At 70.6% G+C, this 24,046-nt stretch carries 24 protein-coding genes; 6 read left to right on the plus strand and 18 right to left on the minus strand.

From position 1 onward, the window contains the following. Positions 1-124: 124 nt before the first annotated feature. Together glnII and ACFYOU_RS09595 are read right to left on the minus strand one after the other, a co-directional pair. Positions 125-1,156, minus strand: coding sequence for a glutamine synthetase (gene glnII, locus ACFYOU_RS09590; protein WP_389767138.1), 1,032 nt, complete (start codon positions 1,154-1,156; stop codon positions 125-127). A 119-nt stretch (positions 1,157-1,275) separates the two neighbouring features. Next, positions 1,276-1,803 carry a MarR family transcriptional regulator gene (locus ACFYOU_RS09595; RefSeq protein ID WP_391304476.1) on the minus strand — a complete coding sequence of 176 codons (528 nt, stop codon included), beginning with the start codon at positions 1,801-1,803 and terminating at the stop codon, positions 1,276-1,278. Positions 1,804-2,256: 453 nt separating this feature from the next. On the opposite strand from ACFYOU_RS09595, the gene ACFYOU_RS09600 reads away from it, so the two are divergent. Together ACFYOU_RS09600 and ACFYOU_RS09605 are read left to right on the plus strand one after the other, a co-directional pair. Then, on the plus strand, positions 2,257-2,547 hold the full coding sequence (locus ACFYOU_RS09600) for a hypothetical protein (protein ID WP_389767130.1): 291 nt from the start codon (positions 2,257-2,259) through the stop codon (positions 2,545-2,547). 226 nt (positions 2,548-2,773) lie between these two features. Further along, on the plus strand, positions 2,774-4,138 hold the full coding sequence (locus tag ACFYOU_RS09605) for a DUF2252 family protein (protein WP_391304477.1): 1,365 nt from the start codon (positions 2,774-2,776) through the stop codon (positions 4,136-4,138). Between the two features lie 24 nt (positions 4,139-4,162). Here the strand turns inward: ACFYOU_RS09605 and ACFYOU_RS09610 are convergent, their stop codons facing one another. The 3 genes from ACFYOU_RS09610 to ACFYOU_RS09620 all read right to left on the minus strand — a co-directional run bounded on the left by ACFYOU_RS09610 (position 4,163) and on the right by ACFYOU_RS09620 (position 5,580). After that, on the minus strand, positions 4,163-4,543 hold the full coding sequence (locus ACFYOU_RS09610) for a hypothetical protein (protein WP_391304479.1): 381 nt from the start codon (positions 4,541-4,543) through the stop codon (positions 4,163-4,165). Continuing rightward, positions 4,540-5,127: a TetR/AcrR family transcriptional regulator C-terminal ligand-binding domain-containing protein gene (locus tag ACFYOU_RS09615; RefSeq protein ID WP_391304481.1), complete on the minus strand. Its 588-nt coding sequence runs from the start codon at positions 5,125-5,127 to the stop codon at positions 4,540-4,542. Before ACFYOU_RS09615 ends, ACFYOU_RS09610 begins: the two co-directional genes overlap by 4 nt. 78 nt (positions 5,128-5,205) lie before the next feature. After that, positions 5,206-5,580, minus strand: coding sequence for a hypothetical protein (locus ACFYOU_RS09620; RefSeq protein WP_391304483.1), 375 nt, complete (start codon positions 5,578-5,580; stop codon positions 5,206-5,208). Between the two features lie 101 nt (positions 5,581-5,681). On the opposite strand from ACFYOU_RS09620, the gene sigJ reads away from it, so the two are divergent. Beyond that, positions 5,682-6,659, plus strand: coding sequence for an RNA polymerase sigma factor SigJ (gene sigJ, locus ACFYOU_RS09625; RefSeq protein ID WP_391304485.1), 978 nt, complete (start codon positions 5,682-5,684; stop codon positions 6,657-6,659). Between the two features lie 12 nt (positions 6,660-6,671). Here sigJ and ACFYOU_RS09630 read toward each other — a convergent pair whose 3' ends face one another. The 6 genes from ACFYOU_RS09630 to glnA all read right to left on the minus strand — a co-directional run bounded on the left by ACFYOU_RS09630 (position 6,672) and on the right by glnA (position 14,998). Then, positions 6,672-7,133, minus strand: coding sequence for a hypothetical protein (locus ACFYOU_RS09630; protein ID WP_389767118.1), 462 nt, complete (start codon positions 7,131-7,133; stop codon positions 6,672-6,674). 316 nt (positions 7,134-7,449) lie between these two features. After that, a complete protein-coding gene (gene meaB, locus ACFYOU_RS09635; RefSeq protein ID WP_385485812.1) occupies positions 7,450-8,448 on the minus strand; it encodes a methylmalonyl Co-A mutase-associated GTPase MeaB in 999 nt (332 codons plus the stop codon). A 3-nt stretch (positions 8,449-8,451) separates the two neighbouring features. Continuing rightward, a complete protein-coding gene (scpA, locus tag ACFYOU_RS09640) occupies positions 8,452-10,668 on the minus strand; it encodes a methylmalonyl-CoA mutase (protein WP_391304488.1) in 2,217 nt (738 codons plus the stop codon). Further along, on the minus strand, positions 10,668-12,521 hold the full coding sequence (locus ACFYOU_RS09645; RefSeq protein WP_391304490.1) for a methylmalonyl-CoA mutase family protein: 1,854 nt from the start codon (positions 12,519-12,521) through the stop codon (positions 10,668-10,670). The genes scpA and ACFYOU_RS09645 overlap by 1 nt, the downstream gene beginning before the upstream one ends. 142 nt (positions 12,522-12,663) lie before the next feature. Next, positions 12,664-13,332 (minus strand): methyltransferase domain-containing protein, encoded by a 669-nt coding sequence (locus ACFYOU_RS09650; protein WP_391304492.1) that lies wholly within the window; start codon positions 13,330-13,332, stop codon positions 12,664-12,666. A 256-nt stretch (positions 13,333-13,588) separates the two neighbouring features. Then, on the minus strand, positions 13,589-14,998 hold the full coding sequence (glnA, locus tag ACFYOU_RS09655) for a type I glutamate--ammonia ligase (protein ID WP_389767100.1): 1,410 nt from the start codon (positions 14,996-14,998) through the stop codon (positions 13,589-13,591). Positions 14,999-15,282: 284 nt separating this feature from the next. Between glnA and ACFYOU_RS09660 the strand changes: the two genes are divergently transcribed. Then, positions 15,283-15,750 (plus strand): RDD family protein, encoded by a 468-nt coding sequence (locus ACFYOU_RS09660; protein WP_391304495.1) that lies wholly within the window; start codon positions 15,283-15,285, stop codon positions 15,748-15,750. 102 nt (positions 15,751-15,852) lie between these two features. Here the strand turns inward: ACFYOU_RS09660 and ACFYOU_RS09665 are convergent, their stop codons facing one another. The 4 genes from ACFYOU_RS09665 to ACFYOU_RS09680 form a co-directional block, all read right to left on the minus strand. After that, positions 15,853-16,773: an RNA polymerase sigma-70 factor gene (locus tag ACFYOU_RS09665; protein WP_391304497.1), complete on the minus strand. Its 921-nt coding sequence runs from the start codon at positions 16,771-16,773 to the stop codon at positions 15,853-15,855. 122 nt (positions 16,774-16,895) lie between these two features. Next, positions 16,896-17,369 (minus strand): carboxymuconolactone decarboxylase family protein, encoded by a 474-nt coding sequence (locus tag ACFYOU_RS09670; protein WP_391304499.1) that lies wholly within the window; start codon positions 17,367-17,369, stop codon positions 16,896-16,898. A 557-nt stretch (positions 17,370-17,926) separates the two neighbouring features. Continuing rightward, positions 17,927-18,115 (minus strand): DUF397 domain-containing protein, encoded by a 189-nt coding sequence (locus ACFYOU_RS09675; protein WP_391304501.1) that lies wholly within the window; start codon positions 18,113-18,115, stop codon positions 17,927-17,929. Next, positions 18,112-18,924: a Scr1 family TA system antitoxin-like transcriptional regulator gene (locus tag ACFYOU_RS09680; RefSeq protein WP_391304503.1), complete on the minus strand. Its 813-nt coding sequence runs from the start codon at positions 18,922-18,924 to the stop codon at positions 18,112-18,114. Before ACFYOU_RS09680 ends, ACFYOU_RS09675 begins: the two co-directional genes overlap by 4 nt. Before the next feature lie 603 nt (positions 18,925-19,527). Between ACFYOU_RS09680 and ACFYOU_RS09685 the strand changes: the two genes are divergently transcribed. Further along, positions 19,528-19,719, plus strand: coding sequence for a hypothetical protein (locus ACFYOU_RS09685; RefSeq protein ID WP_391304505.1), 192 nt, complete (start codon positions 19,528-19,530; stop codon positions 19,717-19,719). Positions 19,720-19,955: 236 nt separating this feature from the next. After that, a complete protein-coding gene (locus ACFYOU_RS09690; protein WP_391304507.1) occupies positions 19,956-20,321 on the plus strand; it encodes a hypothetical protein in 366 nt (121 codons plus the stop codon). Positions 20,322-20,614: 293 nt separating this feature from the next. Here the strand turns inward: ACFYOU_RS09690 and hemC are convergent, their stop codons facing one another. The 3 genes from hemC to ACFYOU_RS09705 form a co-directional block, all read right to left on the minus strand. Continuing rightward, the gene (gene hemC, locus ACFYOU_RS09695; RefSeq protein WP_391304508.1) at positions 20,615-21,583 is read right to left on the minus strand and encodes a hydroxymethylbilane synthase; all 969 of its coding nucleotides are present in this window, start codon (positions 21,581-21,583) and stop codon (positions 20,615-20,617) included. A 12-nt stretch (positions 21,584-21,595) separates the two neighbouring features. After that, entirely contained in the window at positions 21,596-22,054 is a 459-nt protein-coding gene (locus ACFYOU_RS09700) for an NUDIX domain-containing protein (protein ID WP_391304510.1), read from the minus strand. A gap of 771 nt (positions 22,055-22,825) precedes the next feature. Next, entirely contained in the window at positions 22,826-24,004 is a 1,179-nt protein-coding gene (locus tag ACFYOU_RS09705; RefSeq protein ID WP_391304511.1) for a helix-turn-helix domain-containing protein, read from the minus strand. Positions 24,005-24,046: the final 42 nt, after the last annotated feature.

The raw sequence follows: 24,046 nt of genomic DNA on the forward strand, positions 1-24,046 counted from the left end.
GGTGCCACGGCCCACTGACACCGCTCCGGGGAAGCCGCACCCACGCCGGAGCGCCGCCCTACGCCGACGGGGCGCCCACCGGTCGCGGCGGGCGCCCCACGGGAGCGTGACGGGTGGCGCGGGATCAGACCTGACCGGCCTTCTCCAGCGCGGTGCAGCAGGTGTCGACCAGCAGGCGGGTGACGACGTACGGGTCCACGTTCGCGTTGGGGCGCCGGTCCTCGATGTAGCCCTTGCCCTCGTCCTTGACCTGCCACGGGATGCGGACGGACGCGCCGCGGTCGGAGACCCCGTACGAGTACTCGTTCCAGGGGGCCGTCTCGTGCAGGCCGGTCAGCCGGTCGTCGATGCCCGCCCCGTAGTTCTTGACGTGGTCCAGCGGCTTGGACCCCTCACCCAGCGACTCGCAGGCGGTGATGATCGGGTCGTAGCCCTCGCGCATCGCCCGGGTCGAGAAGTTGGTGTGCGCACCCGCGCCGTTCCAGTCGCCCTTGACCGGCTTCGGGTCGAGGGTGGCCGACACGTCGAAGTCCTCCGCCGTGCGGTAGAGCAGCCAGCGGGCCACCCACAGCTGGTCCGAGACCTCCAGCGGGGCCAGCGGCCCGACCTGGAACTCCCACTGGCCGGGCATCACCTCGGCGTTGATGCCGGAGATCCCGAGTCCCGCCTTGAGGCAGTTCTCCAGGTGCGCCTCCACGACGGGGCGGCCGTGGATCTCGTCCGCGCCGACACCGCAGTAGTAGCCGCCCTGCGGCGCGGGGAAGCCGCCCACGGGGAAGCCGAGCGGGCGCTCCCCCTCGAAGAAGGTGTACTCCTGCTCGATGCCGAAGATCGGCTCCTGCGCCGCGAACCGCTCGGCGACCTCGGCCAGCTCCGCCCGGGTGTTGGACGGGTGGGCGGTCAGATCGGTGTTGAGGACCTCGCACAGCACCAGGACGTCGTCACCGCCGCGGATCGGGTCCGGGCAGACGAACACGGGCCGTAGCACGCAGTCCGAGGAGCGGCCCTCGGCCTGGTTGGTGCTCGATCCGTCGAAGCCCCACAGCGGCAGCTCGGCGAGGCCCGCGGCGGAGCCCGGCATGATCTTCGTCTTCGAACGGAGCTTGGCCGTCGGCTCGGTGCCGTCGATCCAGATGTACTCGGCCTTGAACGTCACGGGACACATCCTTGGGGCGTCAGGACTGCGCGGTCGGTGCGGGTGCCGCGGGGGTGCGGTGCGTGACCGACAGTGTCAAGACGCGATTACCCGACGGTTGCCCGTACGTGAACCCCGTGTTACCCGGCCGTTCGCCGCCCGGGCACGGAACCCGCCTTCGGTGCTGTCGGCGCGGGCGCCGGCGCCGCTTCCGTCGTTCCCCGTGCCGCGGCCAGCACTCCGGTGAGGAACTGCCGCACGGCGTCGAGCTGGTGGTCGTCGTACTCCTCGGCCAGCTCCGCGGACCGGTCGAGCAGCGGGGCGTGCACGGTGGCGGCGAGGGTGGCGGCCCGCTGTTCCAGGTCGATGAGCACGCGTCGGCGGTCCAGCCGGTCCGGGACCCGTCTGACGTGCCCGAGCTGTTCCAGCCGGTCGATGAGGGCGGTGGTCCCCGCGGAGTTCAGCCCGAGCCGGGACCCGAGCAACCCGGCCGTCACGGGCGTACCGGCCCGTCGGGCGTCCAGGAGCCAGGCGAGGGCCCGTACGTCGGTGGGGTGCATGCCGTGCCGGGCGGCGAACCGCGCGTGCAGCGCGGTCAGCGCGGCCGACGCCTCCCGCAGGAGCCGTACGGCGTCCCTTCCGGTGTCCTGTGGGCTCTGTCCGTCCATGCCGTCCTCCGCTGCTGTCGTGGACCCGCGCGGTGCTCCGGCTCCCGGTCCGGCGCGGTGTCCCGGGAGCCGGGCGGCCGTGCGGCTTGCGGTGTCAGGTACGAATCACGTGGGGTGGTTGCTCAATGGGGGCGGCGAAACCCCGGGGTAACGAACGCCACACGTCGCGGGGGCCGGTTTCTGCGTCCTGCCGGCCGAAGTGCTTCCCGGGCGTGGTAATCGAACCCGGCTGGCGCCCCCCCCGGATCGTCCGCGACGGCTCCTCCGCGGCGCGCGCCCCCGCACGTCGCCGCCTGACCCCGAAGAGGCGCCACGGGGTGCGCGACGGGGGGTCCCGGGCCCTGCTCGACAGAGCATCACATCCCGTCTGAGCAGGGGCTTTTGTCAGTGGTGGGCGGTAAAATGGAAGCAGTTCACGGGGGTTCGCGAGGAGCCTCCGACGGCGACAGGAGGATGTCCGTGCCCACTGCCGCACTCACGCACCAGACCCTGCCGATCGACCTCCCCCCGACCGCGCTGCGCAAGCGGGCGCTGCCCGCCGGACGCCCGCGCGAGTGGTACGTCACCCACAACCGACGGCTCAAGGCCATGCGTCTGGCCATCGCCCTGCTCGACGCGGGCGTGTACGTGCCGAGCCAGGCGCCCAACCGCACGATCCGGTCCACCGCCGAGCGCGTCGGCATCCACCCGCCGTCGGACACCACGTGCCACATGGTGCGGGCGTTCATGCGCTACAGCCGCTGACCGAGGGCGGGGGAGCCGGTTGCGGCGGTTCCCCCGCCCCGTCCGTACAGCCGCCCCGGCTGCCGCTGCCGCCCCGCAGGGGCTCACCCGGATGCCGTACCGGCGGTGCGGCCCGCCGCGGGGTCCCGTTCACTGGGGACACCACGCGGCGTACCCCCGGGAGGCTGCCCATGCCGAGGACCCCCAGGACCCCCAGGACGCCCACCGCCCGCGCGCGGCGGGCGCCGTGAGCACCCCCGCCGGACCCCCGGCCGACCGGACCCCCCGGGCACGGGCGACCCGGGGCCGCCGCGCCCGCAAACGGGTCCCGCGCAGCGCCCACGGCATGTGGATCCCGGCCGTCGGCCGCCCCGACCCGGTGGCCGTACTGGAACGCCAGGGCGCCGACCGGGTACCGGAACTGCTCCCCGTCCGCTACGGCAGGATGGTCCTGTCCCCCTTCGCGTTCCTCCGGGGCAGCGCCGCGATCATGGCGGCGGACCTCGCCGCGACGGACAACACCGGGCTCACCGTCCAACTCTGCGGCGACGCCCACCTGATGAACTTCGGGCTGTACGCCTCACCGGAACGCATCCAGCTCTTCGACGTGAACGACTTCGACGAGACGTTCCCCGGCCCCTTCGAGTGGGACGTCAAGCGCCTCGCCGTCAGCGCCGCCGTCGCCGCCCGGGACAACGGCCTCGGCAAGGGGCCCGCCCACCGCGCCGCGCGGGAGAGCGTCACCCAGTACCGCCTGATGATCCGCAGGCTCGCGGACCTCGGCGAACTGGACGTCTGGTACACGCACGTCGACGCCGCCGGCATCGTCCGGCTGATCCGCCCCGGCGGCCGGGGACGGGCCCGGGCGACCTTCGCCCGGGCCCGCCGCCGCACCAGCCTCCAGGCCCTCGGCAAGCTCACCGAGGTGGTCGACGGACGCCGGCGGATCGTCGACGATCCGCCGCTGGTCGAGCGGCTGGGCGGGCCGGACCTGACCGAGCTGCGCAAGGCCTTCAGTGACTACCGCTCCACCCTCACCGAGGAACGCCGCGCCCTCCTGGACCGGTACCGCTTCGTGGACGCCGCCCGCAAGGTGGTCGGCGTCGGCAGCGTCGGCACCCGCTGCTTCATCGTGCTGCTCATCGGGCGCGACGACGGCGACCCGCTGTTCCTCCAGATCAAGGAGGCGGCGCCGTCCGTCCTGGAGGAGCACCTGCCGAACGGCGTCTACGACCACCCCGGTCGCCGGGTGGTCGCCGGTCAGCGGTTGACGCAGGCCGCGAGCGACATCTTCCTGGGCTGGATGACCGGTTCGCACGGCCGGGCCTACTACTGGCGCCAACTCCGGGACATGAAGGGTGCGGTCGACCTCGCCGCGCTGTCCTCCGGCCAACTCGTGCGCTACGCCGGTCTGTGCGGTGTCGCCCTGGCCCGTGCCCACGCCCGGTCCGGCGACCGCATCGCCCTCGCAGCCTACCTGGGCGCGGGCGACACCTTCGACCGGGCCGTCGCCGACTTCGCGCTGCGGTACGCGGACCAGAACGCAGCCGACCACTCGGCGTTGGAGGCGTCGATCGCGGCCGGCGTCATCGCGGCGGAGCCCGGCGTCTAGCCCACCGGACCCGGTGGGCCGTCGTCAGACGGCGCCCGCCGCCGTCAGGGCGCCGACCGGGAGGAGCAGCATCCACTGCGGCAGCCTGAGCAGCGGCCTGGGCCAGCCGGCCGACAGCGTGACGACCAGGAAGGCGATCGCGTACGCGAGGAAGTGCGCAGCCACGAACCAGGCCGCCAGACGGGTCGTCGACGTGTCGTCCGCCAGGGCGAGGTGGACCAGGGCGGCCACCGAGAGCACCAGGTCGACGCTCACCATGTGCCACACGGCGTGCAGGACGCCCTTGGGCTCGTCGGCGAGTCCGCTGGACGACAGGGGGCGCACCACGTCCCGGTGTCCCAGGACGACGTGCGTGGCGGCCACCCCGGCCGCGGTGATGCCCGCGGTGAGGAACCAGCCGTTCACCGGACCTCGATCCCGCTGGCCGCGACGGCTGCCAGCCGGCCGGCCAACCCCGGGTCGGGTTCCTGTCCGACCAGGCCGACGTGGAAGAACACGGTCCCGGCCAGCAGGTCCAGGACCAGGTCCGCGGGGGTGTCGTCCGCGATCTCCCCGCGGGCCGCGGCCCGCGCGAAGACGATTCCCAGCCGCTCCTTCGCCGGGGCGAGGAAGTCGCCGCGGATGCGCGCCTTGAGCTCCGGGTCGGCGGCGAAGTCGGCGAGCAGCCCCGGGAGCGCCGCCGCGGCGCCGGGTGCGCGGAACTCGTCGACCAGGGCCTGCACCAGCGCGGTCAGGTCTCCGGTCAGCGTTCCGGTGTCGGGGGCCGGAGCGCGGTCGGTGGTCGTGAACACGGCCTCGTAGACCAGGTCCGGCTTGCCCCGCCACCGCCGGTAGACCGTGTCCTTGCCGACGCCGGCACGGGCGGCCACCGCCCCGATCGAGGTCGCGGCGTAACCGACCTCGACCACCAACTCGGCGGCCGCGCGGACGATCGCCGCGTGCGAACGGGGATCCCTGGGGCGCCCCCGGGAGGACGGAGAGGAACTCATACTGTTTACGATACGGGTCGACCCGTATCGTAAACAACCCCGGGGGCGCCCCGGAACCTCGGGGGCGTCCCCGGAGCGTCACCGCTGCGGACGGGCCAGCGCCAGCAGGCTCAGGCCGAACATCAGGACGCCCAGGGGGAAGTGGACCGACGGGACGTGCGCGATGCCGACCGCGACCTGGACCGAGGCGAGCACCAGGAACCCGGACGCCTGCCAGACGGCCCGGGGCGAGCCGCCGCCCCGCTTCCACGCCAGCACCGCGGCGAGCACGTACAGCATCGACGCCCCGTACATCACCCGGGCTCCGACGTCGTGCAGCACCTCCCCGTAGGACGAGGTCAGCAGCAGTCCCGCGGAGACCGCCTGGAGGAAGACGGTCACGGTCTGCACGGCGATCGCGACCCGGAGGAACGAGGGCCTGCGCCGTGCGTGCGCCGTCAGTTGGGTCGCCATGTCGAAGTCCCCTTGTCCGCCCTCGGGCAGTAGGTCGATAAGGTCTCACCAGTCCGACGACGCGGGCCTGCGAAAGGTAAGGCGAGGGGGCGACCGGGAGCATGGGGAGGGTCGGGGACGGCGGGCACGGGACGGTCGACGAGCGGGGCCGACTGATCAACGTCGCTTACCGGCTGCTCGGTTCGTTGACCGAGGCCGAGGACGCCGTGCAGGACGCCTACGCACGCTGGTACGCGCTGCCGCCCGGCCGGCGGGAGGAGATCCGTTCCCCCGGCGCCTGGTTGACGACGGTGACCAGCCGCATCTGCCTGGACCTGCTCGGCTCGGCGCGGGCCCGCCGGGAACGCTACGTCGGCGCCTGGCTGCCCGAGCCGCTGCCCGACCGCACCACCGGGTCGGACCGGGCGGGCGCTGCCGCCCCCGCCGGCCCCGAGGACCCCGCCGACCGGATCGTCCTGGACGAGTCGGTGACCATGGCCTTCCTCGTCGTCCTGGAGTCGATGACGCCCGCCGAGCGGGTCGCGTTCGTCCTGCACGACGTCTTCCGGTACCCGTTCGCCGAGATCGCCGACGTCCTCGACCGGACCCCCGCGGCCTGCAAGCAGCTGGCGGCCTCCGCCCGACGACGGGTGGGCGCGGTGCGCGCTCCGGTACCGCCGGCCGGCCGGGCCGCTGTGGTGAGACACGTCAAGGAGGCGTGGCAGGCCAAGGACATCGCGGCCCTCGTCGGCCTCCTCGACCCGGCCGCCGTCATGACCGCCGACGGCGGCGGCCTGGTCGGCACCGTGCTGCGCCCGGTCGAAGGCGGGGCGCGCATCGCCGCGTACCTGGTGGCCATCGCCGACCGGGCGCCGGGGCTCGAACTCCTGGAGCGGTCGGTCAACGGGGTGCCCGGCCTGGTCGCCCGACGGGCCGGCGTCGTGGTGACCGTCGCCGCGTTCGACGTCCGTGACGGGCGCGTCGACCGCATCTGGGCGGTCCGCAACCCGCAGAAGCTGCGGCCCTGGGGGCGGGAGGACCGAGCCCCCGCACGGCAGGGGTCCGTGCGGGGCGACCGACCCCGCACGGACCCCTGCTGAGCCCGGGACCCCTCAGAGGAAGGGGTCCTCCTGCCGCGGAGTGCTGCACAGCGCCCAGATCACGAAGACGCCGATGGCGATGCTGATCAGCGCCCACAACGGCTGGTAGGGCAGCCAGATGAAGTTGAGGACGATGCTCAGCGCGGCCAGCCCGACGCCCACCGCGCGGGCCCAGTCGGCGCCCTTGAGGATGCCGTAGCCCACCACCGCCACGAGCACGCCGAGGACGATGTGGATCCAGCCCCAGGTGGTCAGGCTGAACTCGAACACGTAGTCGCCGACGCGGGCGTACACATCGTCCTCGGCGACCGCCGCGATGCCGTTCAGGACCGCCAGCACACCGGAGACCAGCATCAGGACCCCGGCGAAGACGGTCCCTCCGGTGACCCAGTCGGCACCGGAGGACTTCCGGTGCTGCGGGGGTGTCCCGCCGGTCCCCGGGGTGCCCGCCGGCGGAGGTGTGGTGCTGCTCATGGGGTTCTCCCCTCGAAGCGCGGCCCTCTGCGCTGAGCAGTGGTCCCCGACCGGGGGACCACCGAGGACCCGGTGCCCCGAGCATGTGACGCCCGGCCGCCGGTGGCGAACGGAGTACCGCCGAACGGGTGAAAGGTCGACCGGGTCGCCGCGCACAGGAGTAAGACCCTGCCAGCGGGGTAACGGGCCCGCACCGGCCCCGCACCAGCTCCGTACCGCACGGGGAGTGACCGCCCGGGCGCGGCAGCCCGCCAGCAGCCCGGTCGGCTCCCCACCCGCAGTGCCCAGCCGGTGGGCTCCCCGCCCCGCACAGCGCCTACCCGGTGGGCTCCCCGCCCCGCAGCGCCTCCAGGATGCGTTCCGCGGCCAGCGTCGCGGTCAGCTCCCCACGGCGCACCTCCTGCTCCAGGCCCGGTGCCAGCGCCCGTACCGCGGGGTCGGTGCGCAACCTCCCCAACACCTCGTCGTGGACCATCGACCAGGTCCAGTCGACCTGCTGGTCCCGACGCTTGGCGGCCAGCGCCCCCGTGGAGTCGAGCAGCGCGCGGTGCGCCTCCACCCGCTCCCACACGGTGTCCAGACCGGTGCCCTCCCGGGCGCTGCAACTCAGCACCGGGGCGGACCACGCCGCGTCCGGCGACTGCAACAGCCGCAGCGCACCAGCCAGTTCACGGGCCGCGGCCCGTGCGTCCCGCTCGTGCGGGCCGTCCGCCTTGTTCACCGCGATCACGTCCGCCAGCTCCAGGACGCCCTTCTTGATGCCCTGCAACTGGTCCCCGGTGCGCGCCAGCGACAACAGCAGGAACGTGTCCACCATGTTCGCGACGGCCGTCTCCGACTGCCCCACGCCCACCGTCTCCACCAACACCACGTCGTACCCGGCGGCCTCCATCACCACGATGGACTCCCGGGTGGCCTTGGCCACCCCGCCGAGCGTGCCCGCGGTGGGGGAGGGGCGCACGAACGCCGCCGGGTCCACCGACAGCCGTTCCATCCGCGTCTTGTCCCCGAGGATCGAGCCGCCCGTCCGGGTGGACGAAGGGTCGACCGCGAGCACCGCGACCCGGTGCCCCAGCCCCGTCAGCATCGTCCCCAGCGCATCGATGAACGTGGACTTGCCGACGCCCGGGACCCCGCTGATGCCGACCCGCCGTGCCCGCCCCGCGTACGGCAGCAGCGCGGTCAGCAACTCCTGGGCGCGTGCCCGGTGGTCGGCCCGGGTCGACTCCACCAACGTGATCGCCCGTGCCACGGACGCCCGCCGGCCCTCGCGCACGCCCCGTACGTAGTCGTCGAGATCGATCGTCCTCACCATGGACTACCGACTCACCGCTTCCCCGGACTCGTGCCCGAGCTGCTGCGACAGCCGGTCCACCAGGTCGTAGGCCGCGTCCGGGATGACCGTGCCGGGCGGGAACACCGCCGTCGCACCCGCCTCGTGGAGCGCCTGGACGTCCTGCGGCGGGATCACCCCACCGACCACGATCATGATGTCCTCGCGGCCCTCGCGCGCCAGCTCCTCCCGCAGCGCCGGGACGAGCGTGAGGTGTCCCGCGGCCAGCGACGACACCCCGACGATGTGCACGTCCGCCTCGACGGCCTGCCGGGCGACCTCCGCCGGGGTCTGGAACAGCGGGCCCACGTCGACGTCGAAACCGAGGTCCGCGAACGCCGTCGCGATCACCTTCTGTCCCCGGTCGTGCCCGTCCTGGCCCATCTTGGCGACCAGGATGCGCGGCCGGCGCCCCTCGGCCTCCTCGAAGGAACCCACCAGGGCCCGGGTGCGTTCCACGGACGGCGACTTGCCTGCTTCGGTGCGGTACACACCGGAAATCGTACGGATCTGACCCGCGTGGCGCCCGTACACCTTCTCCAGCGCGTCCGAGATCTCCCCGACCGTCGCCTTCGCCCGGGCCGCGTCCACCGCCAGGGCCAGCAGATTGCCCTCCAGGTCCGGGCCGGGGGTCCGTCCGGCGGCGTGGGTGAGGGCGCGCAGCGCGTCCTGGCACACCGCCTCGTCCCGCTCCGCGCGCAGCCGCCGCAACTGGTCGATCTGCCGTTCCCGCACCGAGGAGTTGTCGACCTTCAACACCTCGATCTGCTCGTCGGTCTCCACCCGGTACTTGTTGACGCCGATCACCGGCTGCCGTCCCGAGTCGATCCGCGCCTGGGTGCGGGCCGCCGCCTCCTCGACCCGCAGCTTCGGGATGCCCGCGTCGATGGCCTGGGCCATGCCGCCCGCCGCCTCGACCTCCTGGATGTGCGCCCAGGCCCGACGCGCCAGGTCGTACGTCAACTTCTCCACGTACGCACTGCCGCCCCACGGGTCGATGACCCGGGTCGTGCCCGACTCCTGCTGGATCAGCAACTGCGTGTTGCGGGCGATCCGCGCGGAGAAGTCCGTCGGCAGCGCCAACGCCTCGTCCAGCGCGTTGGTGTGCAGCGACTGGGTGTGCCCCTGGGTCGCCGCCATCGCCTCCACACAGGTGCGCGTCACGTTGTTGAACACGTCCTGCGCGGTCAGCGACCACCCGGAGGTCTGCGAATGGGTGCGCAGCGACAGCGACTTGGGGTTCTCGGGACCGAACTCCCGCACCAGTCGGGCCCACAGCAGCCGGGCCGCCCGCAGCTTGGCGATCTCCATGAAGAAGTTCATGCCGATCGCCCAGAAGAACGACAACCGGGGCGCGAACGCGTCCACGTCCAGGCCCGCCCCGCGGCCCGCCCGCAGGTACTCGACCCCGTCCGCCAGGGTGTACGCCAACTCCAGGTCGGCCGTCGCGCCGGCCTCCTGGATGTGGTACCCGGAGATGGAGATCGAGTTGTAGCGGGGCATCCGCCGCGAGGTGAACGCGAAGATGTCGGAGATGATCCGCATCGACGGCTTCGGCGGATAGATGTACGTGTTGCGGACCATGAACTCCTTGAGGATGTCGTTCTGAATGGTCCCGGCCAACTTCTCGGGCGGTACGCCCTGCTCCTCGGCGGCCACGATGTACAGCGCCAGCACCGGCAGCACCGCGCCGTTCATCGTCATCGACACGGTCATCCGGTCCAACGGGATGCCGTCGAACAACTGCCGCATGTCGTAGATCGAGTCGATGGCGACCCCGGCCATGCCCACGTCACCCGTGACCCGGGGGTGGTCGCTGTCGTACCCCCGGTGCGTCGGCAGGTCGAACGCGACCGACAGGCCCTTCTGCCCGGCGGCGAGGTTGCGCCGGTAGAACGCGTTGGACTCCTCCGCCGTCGAGAACCCCGCGTACTGCCGGATCGTCCACGGCTGGTTGACGTACATCGTCGGGTACGGGCCCCGCAGGTACGGGGCGACGCCCGGGTAGGTGCCCAGGAAGTCCAGGCCCTCCAGGTCCCGCCCGGTGTACAGCGGCTGCACCGGGATGCCCTCCGGCGTCTCCCAGCGCAGCTCGCCCTCGTCCTTGCCGGTGGACTCCTTCACCGCCGTCCGCCACTGCTCCTCGGAGCCCGTGCCGGGCCCGCCGGACAGGTCGATGCCGGTGAAGTCGGGGATCGTCATCACGACACTCCCAGGAAGTCGAGGACGGAGGTCAAGGTGGCCACCGCGTCACAGCCGGCGAAGACGTGACCGTCCACGCCCGGGTGCTCGCCCGGGCGACCCGCGAGGAGCACCCGCCCGGCCCCCGCGGTCCGGAGGGCGGCGGCCACCGCCGGCGCCTCCTCCTCGTAGCGCGCGTCACTGGAACACAGACAGGCGAGCGAGGCCCCGCTCGCGGCGAACGCTGCGGCGACCGACTCCGCGTCCACCGTCACCGGATCGTGCACCGGCTCGATCCCGCCGGCCTGGAAGAGGTTCGCCGCGAAGGTGACCCGCGCGGTGTGCGCGGCGGCCGGACCCAGCGCCGCGAGGAACACCTTCGGCCGGGCGCCCGTCGCCGCCAGATGCGCGTCCGAACGGGCCCGCAGCACCTCGTACGCCTCGTCCCTGCGCACCCGGGGCAACCCCCCGGACAGCGGCGCGGGATGCGCCGGTCGCTCCACGGTCCGCTCCGCCAACAGCGGGAACTCGCTCACGCCCGTCACCGGCTCCCGCCGGGTGGCGAGCCGCCGGGAGCGCACCGCCCAGGTCCCGGCCAGCCGCTCGGCGACGAACCCGGACCGCAGCGCGGCGCCCAGCCCACCCGCGCGCTCCACCGTCCGGAAGAACTCCCAGCCCAGATGGGCGAGTTCATCGGTCAACCGCTCCACGTACCAGGAGCCGCCCGCCGGGTCGATCACCCGCGCCAGATGCGACTCCTCCAACAGGATCGTCGACGTGTTCCGGGCGATGCGCCGCGCGAACGCGTCCGGCAGCCCGATCGCCTCGTCGAACGGCGACACCGTCACGGCGTCCGCCCCGCCGACCCCGGCCCCCAGACAGGCGAGCGTCGTCCGCAGCATGTTCACCCACGGGTCGCGCCGGGTCATCATCACCGACGACGTCACCGCGTGCTGCCGCTGCGCCCCGGCGGCGCCCGCCACGCCCGACACCTCGGCGACCCGGGCCCACAGCCGCCGCGCCGCCCGGAACTTGGCGATCGTCAGGAACTGGTCGGCGCTCGCCGCGTACCGGAACTCCAGCTGCCCGCACGCCTGTTCCGCGGTCAGCCCGGCGTCCGTGAGCAGCCGCAGATACGCGACCCCGGTCGCCAGCGAGAGGCCCAGCTCCTCGGCGGCCGAGCCACCGGCCTCGTGGTACGGCAGCGCGTCGACGGTCATGGCCCGCACGCCCGGCCAGTGCGCGACCGCGGCCCGGGCCAGCTCGGCCGCCTCGCCGCCGGCGAGCTCCCGACCGGTGCGGGCCTCGTGCCCCAGCGGGTCGGCGCCCAACACCGCCCGGGCCTCGGCAGGCCGCACCCCGCGCTCGCCGTACAGCTCCCACAGCGCCCGCCCGGCCGCCCCGTACGCGTCACCGGCGTCGAGGACGATCGGCGCGAGGTCCAGGTACACCCCGTCCAGCGCCCGCCCGAGCCCGTCGACGGGGACGCCGCCCCGGCCCACGGTGAGCCACAGCGAGGTGACCCCGTTCTCCAGGTCGGCGAGCACCGCCTCGTTGACCCGTGCCGGGTCGCTCCCGGCGTGCCGCTGCCGCACGTCCCATCCGTCGGGTGCCACGCCCTCGGCGCGCCCGCCCCGCACGAAGGGCGCGAAGCCGGGGAACCCGGTGTCGGCCACCGCGTCCCTCGGGGTGTAGAGGGGCCGGGTGCTGAGCCCGTTCTCCAACGTCGTGGACAGTGCTTTCTCAGCGTCGTCGCCCGAAGCTTCCTTGCCCGACTTGCGCAGTACGCCCTCCACGAGGCGTTGCCACTGCTCATGGGTCGCGTCAGGGAACTCGGCGGCCAGCGAAAGCCCGTCGTCAGGCAGGACCGTCATGCCCAGATGCTAGGGCCTCACGCTAAAGGCACGCAGCGGCACGGGTTGTGATGTTTTCCTCAGGAAGATGGTGTATCTGGGAGTATTTGTCCCCCGGGAGGGTGAAGGGTCTTCCTGCCCCGTCACCGCCCGACGGGACGCGTCAGACGGCCCTCGCGGTGACGAGGAGGGTGCCGATGTGGCCGGGCTGCGGAGCGTCGAGCACCCGGGCGTGCACGTCCCGGAACCCGGCGCCGCGGAGGAAACGCTCCCAGGTCCCGGGGGTGTAGCTGTAGCGGTACGTGTACATGGCCGGCCCCGCGAAACCCCCCTTGTACATGCCCTGGGGTCCGTAGGTGCCGGGGATGGCCGGCGGTTGGGAGAAGGCGAAGGTGCCACCCGGGTTGAGGGCGCCCGCGACGAGGGGGAAGAGCCGTTCGGGGTCGGTGAACCAGGCGGCCCCGAAGATCGAGTACACCGCGTCGTAGGTGCGCCGCCCGCCGGCCAGGTGGGCGAGGACCTCGGCGCAGACGAACTCGGCGCCCGAATGCCCGTACCGCTCGTCGCACCGGGCCACGGCGACCGGCGACAGGTCCACCCCGGTCGCCTTCACCCCGCGCCCGACGAGGTGGGCCACGGCCCGACCCGTGCCGGAGCCGATCTCCAGCGCGGTGCTCGGGGCGCCGAGCAGCTCCGGACCGGGGTCGGCGGGGTGCTCCCGGTACTGCGTCCACCGGAACACCGGTTCGTCGTCGGACGGGTCCTTCCCCGCCCGCTCGGCGAAGGCGTCCCACAGGGCGCGTTCGTGCGCGTAGTCGTGCGGTGCGGTCATGGCGGTGCCCTTCGGGGAACGGGGCCCACCGCCGCGGTGCCGGTGGGCCCCACACCCTAGGGCGGCCGGCCGCTGCGGCGGCGGAGGGCCGGCCCCGGTCATCCGACCGTGTGGTGGCGTTCGGGTTCCGCACGACCCGGACGACGAAGCCCCCGCCCCGGCTCGGGAGCCGGGGCGGGGGCTTCATCGCGATCTGGGCGCGTGTGCGCAGTGCCGGTCGGGTCACCGGGAGGGTGCTCCCGGGTCCCCCCGCTGCCTAGAGGTCGAAGTACAGCTCGAACTCGTGCGGGTGCGGGCGGAGCTGGATCGGCGCGATCTCGTGCGTGCGCTTGTAGTCGATCCAGGTCTCGATCAGGTCGGAGGTGAAGACCCCGCCGGCCTGGAGGTACTCGTTGTCGTTCTCCAGGGCATCGAGGACGGCCGGGAGGGACGTCGGGACCTGGGCCACGCCCGCGTGCTCCTCGGGGGCGAGCTCGTACAGGTCCTTGTCGATCGGCTCGGCGGGCTCGATCTTGTTCTTGACGCCGTCGAGACCCGCGAGCAGCAGCGCCGAGAAGGCGAGGTACGGGTTCGAGGACGGGTCCGGCGCACGGAACTCGACGCGCTTGGCCTTCGGGTTCGAGCCGGTGATCGGGATGCGCATCGCGGCGGAGCGGTTGCGCTGCGAGTACACCAGGTTGATCGGCGCCTCGAAGCCGGGCACCAGACGGTGGTACGAGTTCACCGTCGGGTTGGTGAACGCCAGCAGCGACGGGGCGTGCTTGAGGATGCCGCCGATGTAGTAGCGGGCCATGTCGGACAGGCCCGCGTAGCCCTGCTCGTCGTAGAAGAGGGGCTCGCCGCCGGCCCACAGGGACTGGTGGACGTGCATGCCCGAGCCGTTGTCGCCGAAGATCGGCTTCGGCATGAAGGTCGCGGTCTTGCCGTTGCGCCAGGCGACGTTCTTCACGATGTACTTGAAGAGCATCAGGTCGTCGGCCGCGGCCAGCAGCGTGTTGAACTTGTAGTTGATCTCGGCCTGGCCGGCGGTGCCCACCTCGTGGTGCTGGCGCTCGACCTGGAGACCCTGTCGGTCCAGCTCCAGGGAGATCTCGGCGCGCAGGTCGGCGAAGTGGTCGACCGGCGGGGCCGGGAAGTAACCGCCCTTGTAGCGGACCTTGTACCCGCGGTTGTTCTCGACCGCACCGGTGTTCCAGGCGCCGGCCTCGGAGTCGATGTGGTAGAAGCCCTCGTTCGCGGAGGTGTTGAAGCGCACCGAGTCGAAGACGTAGAACTCGGCCTCGGGACCGAAGAACGCGGTGTCCGCGATGCCGGTCGAGGCGAGGTACGCCTCCGCCTTCTTCGCGATGTTGCGCGGGTCACGGCTGTACTGCTCGCCCGTGATCGGGTCGTGGATGAAGAAGTTGATGTTGACCGTCTTGTCACGGCGGAACGGGTCGACCCGCGCCGTCGACAGGTCGGCACGCAGCGCCATGTCGGACTCGTGGATCGCCTGGAAGCCGCGGATCGACGAACCGTCGAACGCCAGCTCCTCGTCCGGGTCGAACGCCGCGGCCGGAATCGTGAAGTGCTGCATCACTCCCGGCAGGTCGCAGAAGCGTACGTCGATGAACTTGACGTCATTGTCGGCAATGTACTTCTTGGCCTCGTCGGCGTTGCGGAACATCCAACTCCTCCTACTCCCGACCCGGGAGGGGCGGGGTTGCAACTCGTTCGTGCGCCAGTGCGGTGGCGCACGCTCGCCCCGACCTTAGGGACGGGGGATTTCCCGAGCGTGACCCATTTGTTTCGCCGAAGTTAACCGGGGCCGGTGCGGCCCCGCGCCCCGCGGGCCCCGTACGCTCCGGCCGGCCCCGTCCGTCCCGGGCCGTGCGACCCCCGCGTCAACCCGACGCCGCCGGGTCGCACCCCCGGCGCGGGGCCGGCCGTCCACCCGGTTACCGTGGACGGGTGGACAAGAGGCAAGCAATCGGATCGTGGCTCTCCGGCCCCCGCGAGGCCGCGGAGAACGCGGGCGCCGACTTCGGCTACCGGGGCCAGCAACTGGGCCTGCCCGAGACGGGACCCGGCTCGATCGCCCGCCCGGGCCGCCGGCTGGGCGCCCTCCTCGTCGACTGGGGGCTGTGCGTGCTGATCGCATACGGACTGCTCACCGACGGCTACAACCAGGCCACCGGCAACTGGGCCCTGCTCTTCTTCTTCGTGATGAGCGTGCTCACCGTGGGAACGGTCGGTTCCACCCCCGGCAAGCGGATCTTCGGGCTGCGGGTGATCTCCGCGGACGGCGGCCACATCCGTCCGCTGCGGGCGCTGACGCGCGGCGTGCTGCTGTGCCTGGGCGTCCCGGCCCTCGTCTGGGACCGTGACGGCCGCGGCCTCCACGACCAGCTGGCCCGGACCGTCGAGGTCCGCATCTGAGCGTCCGCCGGTGCGCGGCGTACACCGCGTGCGACACGACCACGGGGTCGGTACCGTCCCGGGACGTGCGGACGGTACCGACCCTGATGGACTCCGCCGAGGTCACTCCGGTTGCCGGCGGGCCCGTCGCACTTCGCGGGCGAACGCCCAGGCGTCCGCCACCGGGCCCACGTGCCCCAGCTTGTCGGGGTTGAGCACCGAGCGGACCGCCTGGACCTGCCCGTCGAGCACGTCGAGCGCCAGCGTCTGGAGCACCCGCCCGTCCCGATCGCGGACGATCCCGCCCGGCAGGCCGTTGACCTCGTGGGGTTCCAACGTGACGTCGAGCCGGACCATCTGGCGGAAGAAGGACGTGAGCAGTCGCGCCACGTGGTCGGCCCCGTGGGCGCCCCGGCCCTGCGGCGCCTTGCCGCCACCGTCCCCGATCAGGTGCACGTCCGCGGCGAGCAGGTCCCGCAGCTCGTCCACGTCACCGTTGCGCAGGGCGTCGAAGAACCGCGCGGCCAACTCCCGCCGCTCCTGCCGGTCCGCGGCGAAGCGGGGCCGCCCGGCCTCCATGTGCCGCCGGGCCCGCACCAGCAGCTGTCGGCAGGCCGCCTCCGACCGTCCGACCGCCGTGGCGACCTCGTCGAAGCCGAAGCCGAACACCTCCCGCAGCACGAACACCGCCCGTTCCAACGGGCTGAGCCGCTCCAGCAGCAGGAGCGCCGCCATCGACACCGAGTCGGCCAGCTCCGACGACCGCGCCGGGTCCTGGTACGGATCGCTGAGCAGCGGCTCCGGGAACCACGGACCCACGTACGCCTCGCGCCGCACCCGGGCGGAACGCAGCACGTCGACCGAGAGCCGCGTCACCGTGGCCGACAGGAACGCCTTGGTCGAGGCGGGCCGGGTGGTCGAGCCGTCGTAGCGGAGCCAGGTCTCCTGCACCGCGTCCTCGGCTTCGCCGACGCTGCCCAGGATGCGATAGGCGATCGAGAACAGCAGCGGACGCAGTTCCTCGAACTCCTCGACCTTGCTCACGACCGGCTCCCTTCCGCCGCACGCCCGTCCCGTCCGCCCGGACGCCCCCTGTGCCGTCCGGGCGGACGCCTCGCGTCCCGCCCGGCCGGGTGCCCGGCGCGGGACACCCGGGCCGGTACCGCTCAGTGGTACTGCCCGACCTTGTAGTCGCCGGCCGGCTGCTGGCCGATGGCGTTCAGCCGGTTCGCCAGGTTCATGAACGAGATCAAGAACACCAGGGCGGTCAGCTGGTCCTCGTCGTAGTGTTCGGCGGCCTTCGCCCACACCTCGTCGCTGACCGCACCGGCCGCATCCGCGATCCTGGTGCCCTCCTCCGCCACCTCCAGCGCGGCCCGCTCCGCGCCGGTGAAGACGGTGGCCTCCCGCCACGCCGCCACCAGGTGCAGCCGCACCTGGGTCTCGCCGGCGGCGGCGGCCTCCTTGGTGTGGATGTCGATGCAGACGGCGCAGCCGTTGATCTGGCTCACGCGCAGCGACACCAGTTCCTGCGTCGCGGCGGGAAGCGTCGACTTCTTGATGACCTTGCCGGCCGCCATGACGTGCTTGAAGACCTCGCCGGCGATCGGGCTCGCGAAGTAGTTCAGTCGTGCGTCCACGGGATGCTCCTCGGTTGTCGTTCGTGGCTACACACCCGAGACGAGACGGCGCACCCTCCTGTGACACGGCCCCGTGTGACCTGCGTCTCTCCGTGCCGTGCGTCAGCGGAACGGGCGGCGTACCCGAGGTGCGGGCCGGAACGCGCGAAGGGCGCCGGAACCAGGTGGGTTCCGGCGCCCTTCGGAGGCATCGAGGGTCGGGCTAACGCATCTTGGGCCCGCCCTTGGGCATCCGCATGCCCTTCGGCATCGGGCCCTTCGGTCCAGTTCTCCCGCGTGGCTTATCCGTTCACTCTGTCAGCAACGCTCTGACCTGCATAGACAGGAGCCCGAAGGCGCAGCCGACCAAGGCCCCTTGCGGAGAGTGGCGGACCTGTTGCGCAGCGGAACTTCGAGGCGGTCAGGGCTCTGGGGCTGGAGGCACACACGAGAACCCCGGTCAGGGACACCGACCGGGGTTCTCAAGCGCTCATCCTAGGGGTTCGGGCAGGTAGCACGATGTGCCGAGACTCTTCGCCAGACCGCTTCTAGCGCCCCCAAGAGTCGACGGACTGCCCTTACCCGAGGCCCACGTGTTGAACGAAGCAGCGCCAGGCCGAGGACGACATCTGAACCTCGGGGACGTCTCGGTCCTTGCTGTCCCGAACCCGTATGACGCCCGGCAGGGCGACGTCATAGACCGCGACCTCCACACAGTTGTCGTTGTCGCCGCTGTAGCTACTGATGTGCCAAGTGACCTGCGTCATTGGTGCTTCCTTCGTGCGTCCCTGATGACCTGAGCTGACGCCTGGATGTCCAACGCGCCAGCCTGCAACTGATCGTAGATCCTCTGGAACCTGTCAACGTCGTCAGGCTCCTGGTAGTACGTACCAGAGCTGAACCCTTCGGCATATGCAGAGCGTTCCCCGCGAGGGGCCGTCAGAAGACTGATAGACCCCGGAATCGATGGCCTGTCTGACGGAAGGATCTGGATGTTGATGTTGGGCCGCGACGTCATGTCTAAGAGGTGGTCGAGCTGCCTGATCATGACCTCGGGGCTTCCCTGTGCCTGCGTCAACGCACTCTCGGAGAGGATCACCCACAGCCATGGCGGATTGAGCCGGTCAAACACGGCCTGCCGCTCCATTCGGCGTGCGACGGCGTCTTCGAGGTCCGCTGAGTTCTCGGGATAGGCGATGCCCATGAGAGCCCTGGAGTAGCCATCCACCTGGAGCAAACCGGGCACGGCCAACGAGAACTCGTGGATCAGCCGGGCCGTTGCCTGTGCCCGCAGGAAGAGGCGGGCATAGTCCTTGAAGCTCTCGGTCTTGATCAGAGGCCACAGCTCGGCCAGAGTGCCGCCCGCGTTGAGGACGCCGTCAAGTTGCTCCGTCAGCCTCTTTCCAGGCGGATCGTTCGCGGTCTCCACTTGGGTGATCCGGCCGGGGCTGACGAACACCCTCTCCGCCAACTGTTCCACGGACCAGCCCAGCTCGGTCCGTAGTCGGCGGATTCGCCAACCAAGCAGATCCTCAACGCTCTTGTCCGGCGTCAGCTCCTTGGGCGGCCTAGCCATCGGTCTCCGTTTGTTCGGTTTCGGGAACCGAAGATATTACACCTGGTGAGCGAGGCGCTACGCCGGCCACAGTGGATGTAGGCAAGGCACGCGGATGCCGCCCATTCGTACCTGCCAGGGCACCCCGCTCCGCGTGAACGAGCAGTTCGGCAGCGAGGGCGGACGAAGTGATCAACAAGGAAGCGAAGGGTCTGCGCCCCCGTCAGAGGGACTGCAAGCAGTCGAGCGGCGCCGAGCCCTATGCCGGGCCGGACGACCGTTCGCACAGCCCGACCATGGAGCGTATCCGCCCTCTCGTCCAGGAGGAGACCCGGCGTGCCCGCTGGGGGGTGTGTCAGTGAAGGACCAACATCGCTGGGCGCCGATCGCCGTTCCTCCGCCGTTCGATGATCTGACACAGATCGACCGGGGGGCAGTCGTGTTCGACAGGGATACCGAGTTGGTCGGCCGAGTGTGGGACGTCGGGACCCTTGTGCTGCTGGAGCGCCCCACGGGGAAGCGCTGGCAGGCGAGATGGGAGCGGATTCGGCCGGCCACGCCTTACGAGCACCGACAACTTGAGGCGATCGGAATGCTGAGGAAGTGGCCCGGAAGGGTGGGCCGGTGACTACGAAGAAGCCTGCGTCCTCGGCCGGGACGGTGGGCGACGACATCCTGACCGTGCATGCCTTGGTGAAGCGACACCAGCCCGACCTAGCGTCGCGCTACTGGCCGGCCTGTGGTGCAGGGAAGGACGACGACCGAGTCTTTGAGTGGCTGCGCCGGGTCAACTGCCCCGACTGCTTGGACATCTGAACATCCCCATCTTCGCCGGTGAGCTGAGGACTGTTTCCAGCAAGCCTTCGGAATCCCGGCGACGACGGGGGCACCACCACCGGTCCGCCGCACTGAGGGTTGCGGTTGAACCGGTTCCCGCCCCGCCCGGCGCCCTCCCCCTAGCGTCGGGCGGGGCACCAAACACACTGCTTGAAGGACAGCCAGCCATGCGAGTTTGTGCCGCCGAGGCCCCTGTGCCCAAAGGACTGGTCCTCATGGCGATCCTGCGGGGTCAGCCGAGGGTCAATAGCCGGGAACTGGACCTGTTGGTGCCCCCGCGCCTGCGGTGCGAACTGGCCCTCTGGCACGAGGGCGAACACGCCGACCACGTGTGGGACTGCGAAGGGCAGGTCACCCACGGAATCTGGGTGCGCTGGGGCGCCGATGACACGAGCAGGACTGAATCGTTGCTCTGGTGTGACGTGAGCCGCGTGGCGGACGACGAGGTGTGCACCTTGTACAAGGGCCACGATCGCGGCCACTCATGGAGTCTCCGCGACCCGGTGATGGAAAAGCACTTTCGGCAACTGCTTGCCGAGAACCCGGCCTGGGCCGCCGTGCTTACGTGGCCGGTGAACTGATGCCGTCGCAGCATGATCACCGCCCGACCTCCGATGACTGGTTGCTCGGGCGGTGCTGGCTGTACTGCGGTCGGCTCGACGCCCCCGTTCAGTGGATCGGGGTCATCAGCGTCCCCCAAGGCGACGCGCCGATGTTCGCTTGCGCCGGGTGTAAGGGCCGGTTGGCTGACGTGGCTGACGAGGAGATCAGGGCCGCGGATTGGGCTTCCCTGAATGCCCGGTAGAACCTGACGACAACGGCGCCCCGTCTCCGGCAGGAAGGCGGGGCGCCGTTGTCGTGAGGAGCTGTGCGATCAGTGAGGGATGCCTGTGATGATGTCCCGGGCACCCTGGCGAAGCAGCTCGGCAGCTACACGTGAACCGAGCACGGCTGGGTCGTTCAAGGACTCGCCCCAAAACTGGGCATGAACGAACTTGGACCCGTCGCGGGAGAACACCATCCCTCGCAGACTCAGTTGGCCATCGGGGTCAGTGACACAGTGCCCGGCAATCGGGGAGTTGCAGTGCCCTCGCAGGCCGTGCAGCATGACGCGCTCGGCCGTCACCTCAGTCATGGTCCGATCATGGTTAAGCTGGGACAAGAGGTGCACAACCGGGTCGTCCTCCTTCCGGCACTCAACGCCGAGGACCCCGGCGCCCACCGCAGGCAACATGTCAAGCACCTCGAAGACCTGTCGGGCCCTCTCTGAAACCCCAAGGCGCTCTAGGCCGGCGCGAGCGAGGATCATTGCGTCGATCTTCGTGTCCATCTTGCGCTTACCGTCGAGCTTTTCGATTCGGGTACCCACCGCACCGCGTACGCGTACGACGTTCAGGTCAGGGCGAATGCGGTTCACCTGCGCCTTGCGGCGGACTGCCGAGGTCGCCACCTGGGCGCCGGAAGGGAGGTCCGCCAAAGTCCGGTACTTGGAACCTTCAGGGAACAGGAGAACATCGCGAACATCGTCACGCTGAAGGTACGCGGCGAAGATCAGCCCCTTCGGCATCGGCTGGTCGCCGGGTACGTCCTTGAGGCAGTGGACGGCGCAGTCGACACTTCCCCGCTGAAGCATCGTGTCGATCTCTTTTACGTACAGACCCTTGCCGCCGAGCTGGGCAAGGTCCCCTTGCCACTTGTCGGCCTCCGTTGTGACCGGAACCACTTCGATGTCAATCTTCGGTTCGACCTTGCGTAGAAGGGCGGACACCTGATCGACCTGCGCCAAGGCCATGGGGGAACTACGGGTTCCGATACGGAGCTTGCGGGCCGGGAACTCGTTCATGTCACAACACCTTCACTTCTGATTTCTGATCTCACGGTACGTGGCACTACTGGGCACCTGGAGGGGGCCCATGATCCGAGCAGCTACGGCGGGGTGCAGTATCGACCTCGACTCCTCGCGCGTCGCCCATCGCCACGCATCGACCTCGCTAGGTTGTAAGACGATGTCGGGGGCCTCCGCAGCGAGAATGGGGCCAGCGAAGAGGAATGCCAATCGATCACGCCGGCCCGGCCGGGTTGCTTGCAGCCACTCGACTGCGAACAGGTCTTGTTCCCGGATGTCGAGGCTAAGCCCTAGTTCCTCGCGCGCCTCGCGGCGGGCGGCTTCAAGTGGCGACTCCCCTTGCTCGACAATCCCGCCCGGAAGATGCCAACTCCCGCCGCTGGTCGGGTGGACGATAAGCAGGCGGTCGAGCGGGTCCGTCACGAGTGTCGCGGCCGTCAACGGGTGGCCGGGGGCAGTCTGCTTCATGTGTTCGTCCTTCTCCAGGGGGGGGGCGCCGTCGCCCCCCACCTGGGCGTCATGGAGGAGACTTGCTCGGGCGGGTGCTACTCACAGGCGAAACAGGAGGAACGTGGCGGCCAGGACCGCCCCGACGGATGAGGCGATCAACAGCGCGAGGCCGGGCCCTGCGTAGCGTTCAACCATGCCGGCCCTCCTTCGGGGCCTCACGAATCCATCCAGGTCCGCCAAGGACGGGTGATGACTTCCTCGTAGCTGAGGTGGCTGGGGTTCTTCCCAGAGTGCTTCAGCGCCCATGACTGGGGCGGCCCGCAGACCTCTGCGGGTGCGGACTCCTGGGCGCAAACGAGGCACCGCATCTTGTGCGCTATCCGAGGGGCATCGGGTTCGCGGTCGGGCTCTAGATGCCAGTTCTTGAACGCGATGACGGTGTGGGGGCCCTTCACAGACCCGCCCGCGTCACAGCGTTGCGCGCGGCATTGCGCACCCTCAACTCTTCGTGAGGGGGCAGCGTCCTCAGCTCGAAGGCGTCCCACTCAGTGCCGCCCCCAACCGGGCGAAGCTGTACGCGGTCTCCGCCGAGGTGCCCCATCACCACCCCGACCCTGTCGGTGACGGTGTCCCTCACTAGCGCGCCGACCCCGCAATCCTCGGGGGGCACCTCGGGGCGCACGGCCGACTGCTCTCGTTCCGTCGTAGCCATGCCCAAACGCTACAAGGGGCCGCTACCCTGCGTCGATGTCACTTTCACGCAGAGCGAGGAGTAAGTGCCACAGAGCGTCACAGGGGCAGGCCAACCACGTCTGCCAGTGACCTCATTTCGGGTGTGAGTGTTCGGCGCTTGTTGACGATCTCCCCCAAGATGTCTCGGGCATACCGTTGATTTGGGAGCCACTGTGGGGACGAGTGGGCGATCTCCTGGAGGACACCGACCGCATCGCCGTAGCACCGGGTTTGGGTGTAGGCGCTCGCTAGGTCAAGACGATGCCTGTTGAGGTTGCTTGAAGTCGTCTTAATCGAGGTGACCGGTGCTTCCGCCGCAAGCCGTAGCACCGGATTCGGGTCTCCCGTGATGATCGAGTTCTCGGCGCTCTTGAGCGCCACGGTGCCTGGGCCGAAGGTGCGCAGGAAGTCTTCTCGGAGACGAAACTCCCGCCCGACGCCCGCAGCCGCAGCCTTCGCAAGTCGCATGGATGCCGCTGCCTCACCGGGGCGGTTGTCGCGTGCACTGGCAGTCGAAACCCGGAGCAGCAGCCAGCCCCAGGCGCTCAGCTCGTCGCTCGTGGCCTTGGAGAAGCGTGGTTCCAACTCCTCCGCCCACTTCGTAGCCAGCTCCCGTGACTGCGTGAGCTGGCCACGGCGCAGGAGTAGCCAACACATCGTGTTGATTGTTGCGGCCCCTTGAAGGCGGTCAACCGCGCTGTCAAGCGCCCGCTCAAGCGCCAGCTCAGCGGCGTCGAACTGACGCGTCTGGGTCAGAAGCCACCCGGTCAGGTTCAGCAGCCTCGCCCGCACTGCTTGCCCCTCAGGGCCGTGCTCGGCAACCACTTCGGAGTCACGCAGGAGCGCAGGGAGGATGGCTCCCAGTTCAGCAAAGCGGTCCCCTGAGAAGAGGGGCATTGCGTTGCGCAAGGACTGGCTCACGCCTGCGTAGGTGGGCTCTTCGAGATCATTGCCTGCTCCTACAGGGGCGACGAGCGCGCGGCGTACGGGCTCCCACAGGTCAACGGTTGAGGCGTCGGCGCCCTCCTCCGGCGAGCTGGTCAGTAAGCCGGTCGTGGGCACTCGCAGCGCAGCCGCGAGCCGGTGAGCGGTCTCTAGCCGCGTATCGCTCCGTTTGCCTTGCTCCAACTTGCGGATCAGCGACAGGGAGACGCCCGACTGTTCGGCCAACTCCCTTTGACTCATCCCCCGGCGCTTGCGTACGTCCCGGAGCCGTTCCCCGATGGCGGTAGTCATGTGTCGAGAGTACGCCGGGGCCTCACTCTGGGCACAGGCAGC

This window comes from Streptomyces sp. NPDC005955 (assembly GCF_042871255.1).
Lineage (GTDB): Bacteria > Actinomycetota > Actinomycetes > Streptomycetales > Streptomycetaceae > Streptomyces.

Bases quoted from the DNA above. Each gene is read 5' to 3' on its own strand.
- ACFYOU_RS09595 (WP_391304476.1), bottom strand. From the start codon at position 1,803: ATGGACGGACAGAGCCCACAGGACACCGGAAGGGACGCCGTACGGCTC.
- ACFYOU_RS09600 (WP_389767130.1), top strand. From the start codon at position 2,257: ATGTCCGTGCCCACTGCCGCACTCACGCACCAGACCCTGCCGATCGAC.
- ACFYOU_RS09615 (WP_391304481.1), bottom strand. From the start codon at position 5,127: ATGAGTTCCTCTCCGTCCTCCCGGGGGCGCCCCAGGGATCCCCGTTCG.
- ACFYOU_RS09620 (WP_391304483.1), bottom strand. From the start codon at position 5,580: ATGGCGACCCAACTGACGGCGCACGCACGGCGCAGGCCCTCGTTCCTC.
- sigJ (WP_391304485.1), top strand. From the start codon at position 5,682: ATGGGGAGGGTCGGGGACGGCGGGCACGGGACGGTCGACGAGCGGGGC.
- ACFYOU_RS09630 (WP_389767118.1), bottom strand. From the start codon at position 7,133: ATGAGCAGCACCACACCTCCGCCGGCGGGCACCCCGGGGACCGGCGGG.
- meaB (WP_385485812.1), bottom strand. From the start codon at position 8,448: ATGGTGAGGACGATCGATCTCGACGACTACGTACGGGGCGTGCGCGAG.
- scpA (WP_391304488.1), bottom strand. From the start codon at position 10,668: ATGACGATCCCCGACTTCACCGGCATCGACCTGTCCGGCGGGCCCGGC.
- ACFYOU_RS09645 (WP_391304490.1), bottom strand. From the start codon at position 12,521: ATGACGGTCCTGCCTGACGACGGGCTTTCGCTGGCCGCCGAGTTCCCT.
- ACFYOU_RS09650 (WP_391304492.1), bottom strand. From the start codon at position 13,332: ATGACCGCACCGCACGACTACGCGCACGAACGCGCCCTGTGGGACGCC.
- glnA (WP_389767100.1), bottom strand. From the start codon at position 14,998: ATGTTCCGCAACGCCGACGAGGCCAAGAAGTACATTGCCGACAATGAC.
- ACFYOU_RS09675 (WP_391304501.1), bottom strand. From the start codon at position 18,115: ATGACGCAGGTCACTTGGCACATCAGTAGCTACAGCGGCGACAACGAC.
- ACFYOU_RS09680 (WP_391304503.1), bottom strand. From the start codon at position 18,924: ATGGCTAGGCCGCCCAAGGAGCTGACGCCGGACAAGAGCGTTGAGGAT.
- ACFYOU_RS09690 (WP_391304507.1), top strand. From the start codon at position 19,956: ATGGCGATCCTGCGGGGTCAGCCGAGGGTCAATAGCCGGGAACTGGAC.
- hemC (WP_391304508.1), bottom strand. From the start codon at position 21,583: ATGAACGAGTTCCCGGCCCGCAAGCTCCGTATCGGAACCCGTAGTTCC.
- ACFYOU_RS09700 (WP_391304510.1), bottom strand. From the start codon at position 22,054: ATGAAGCAGACTGCCCCCGGCCACCCGTTGACGGCCGCGACACTCGTG.
- ACFYOU_RS09705 (WP_391304511.1), bottom strand. From the start codon at position 24,004: ATGACTACCGCCATCGGGGAACGGCTCCGGGACGTACGCAAGCGCCGG.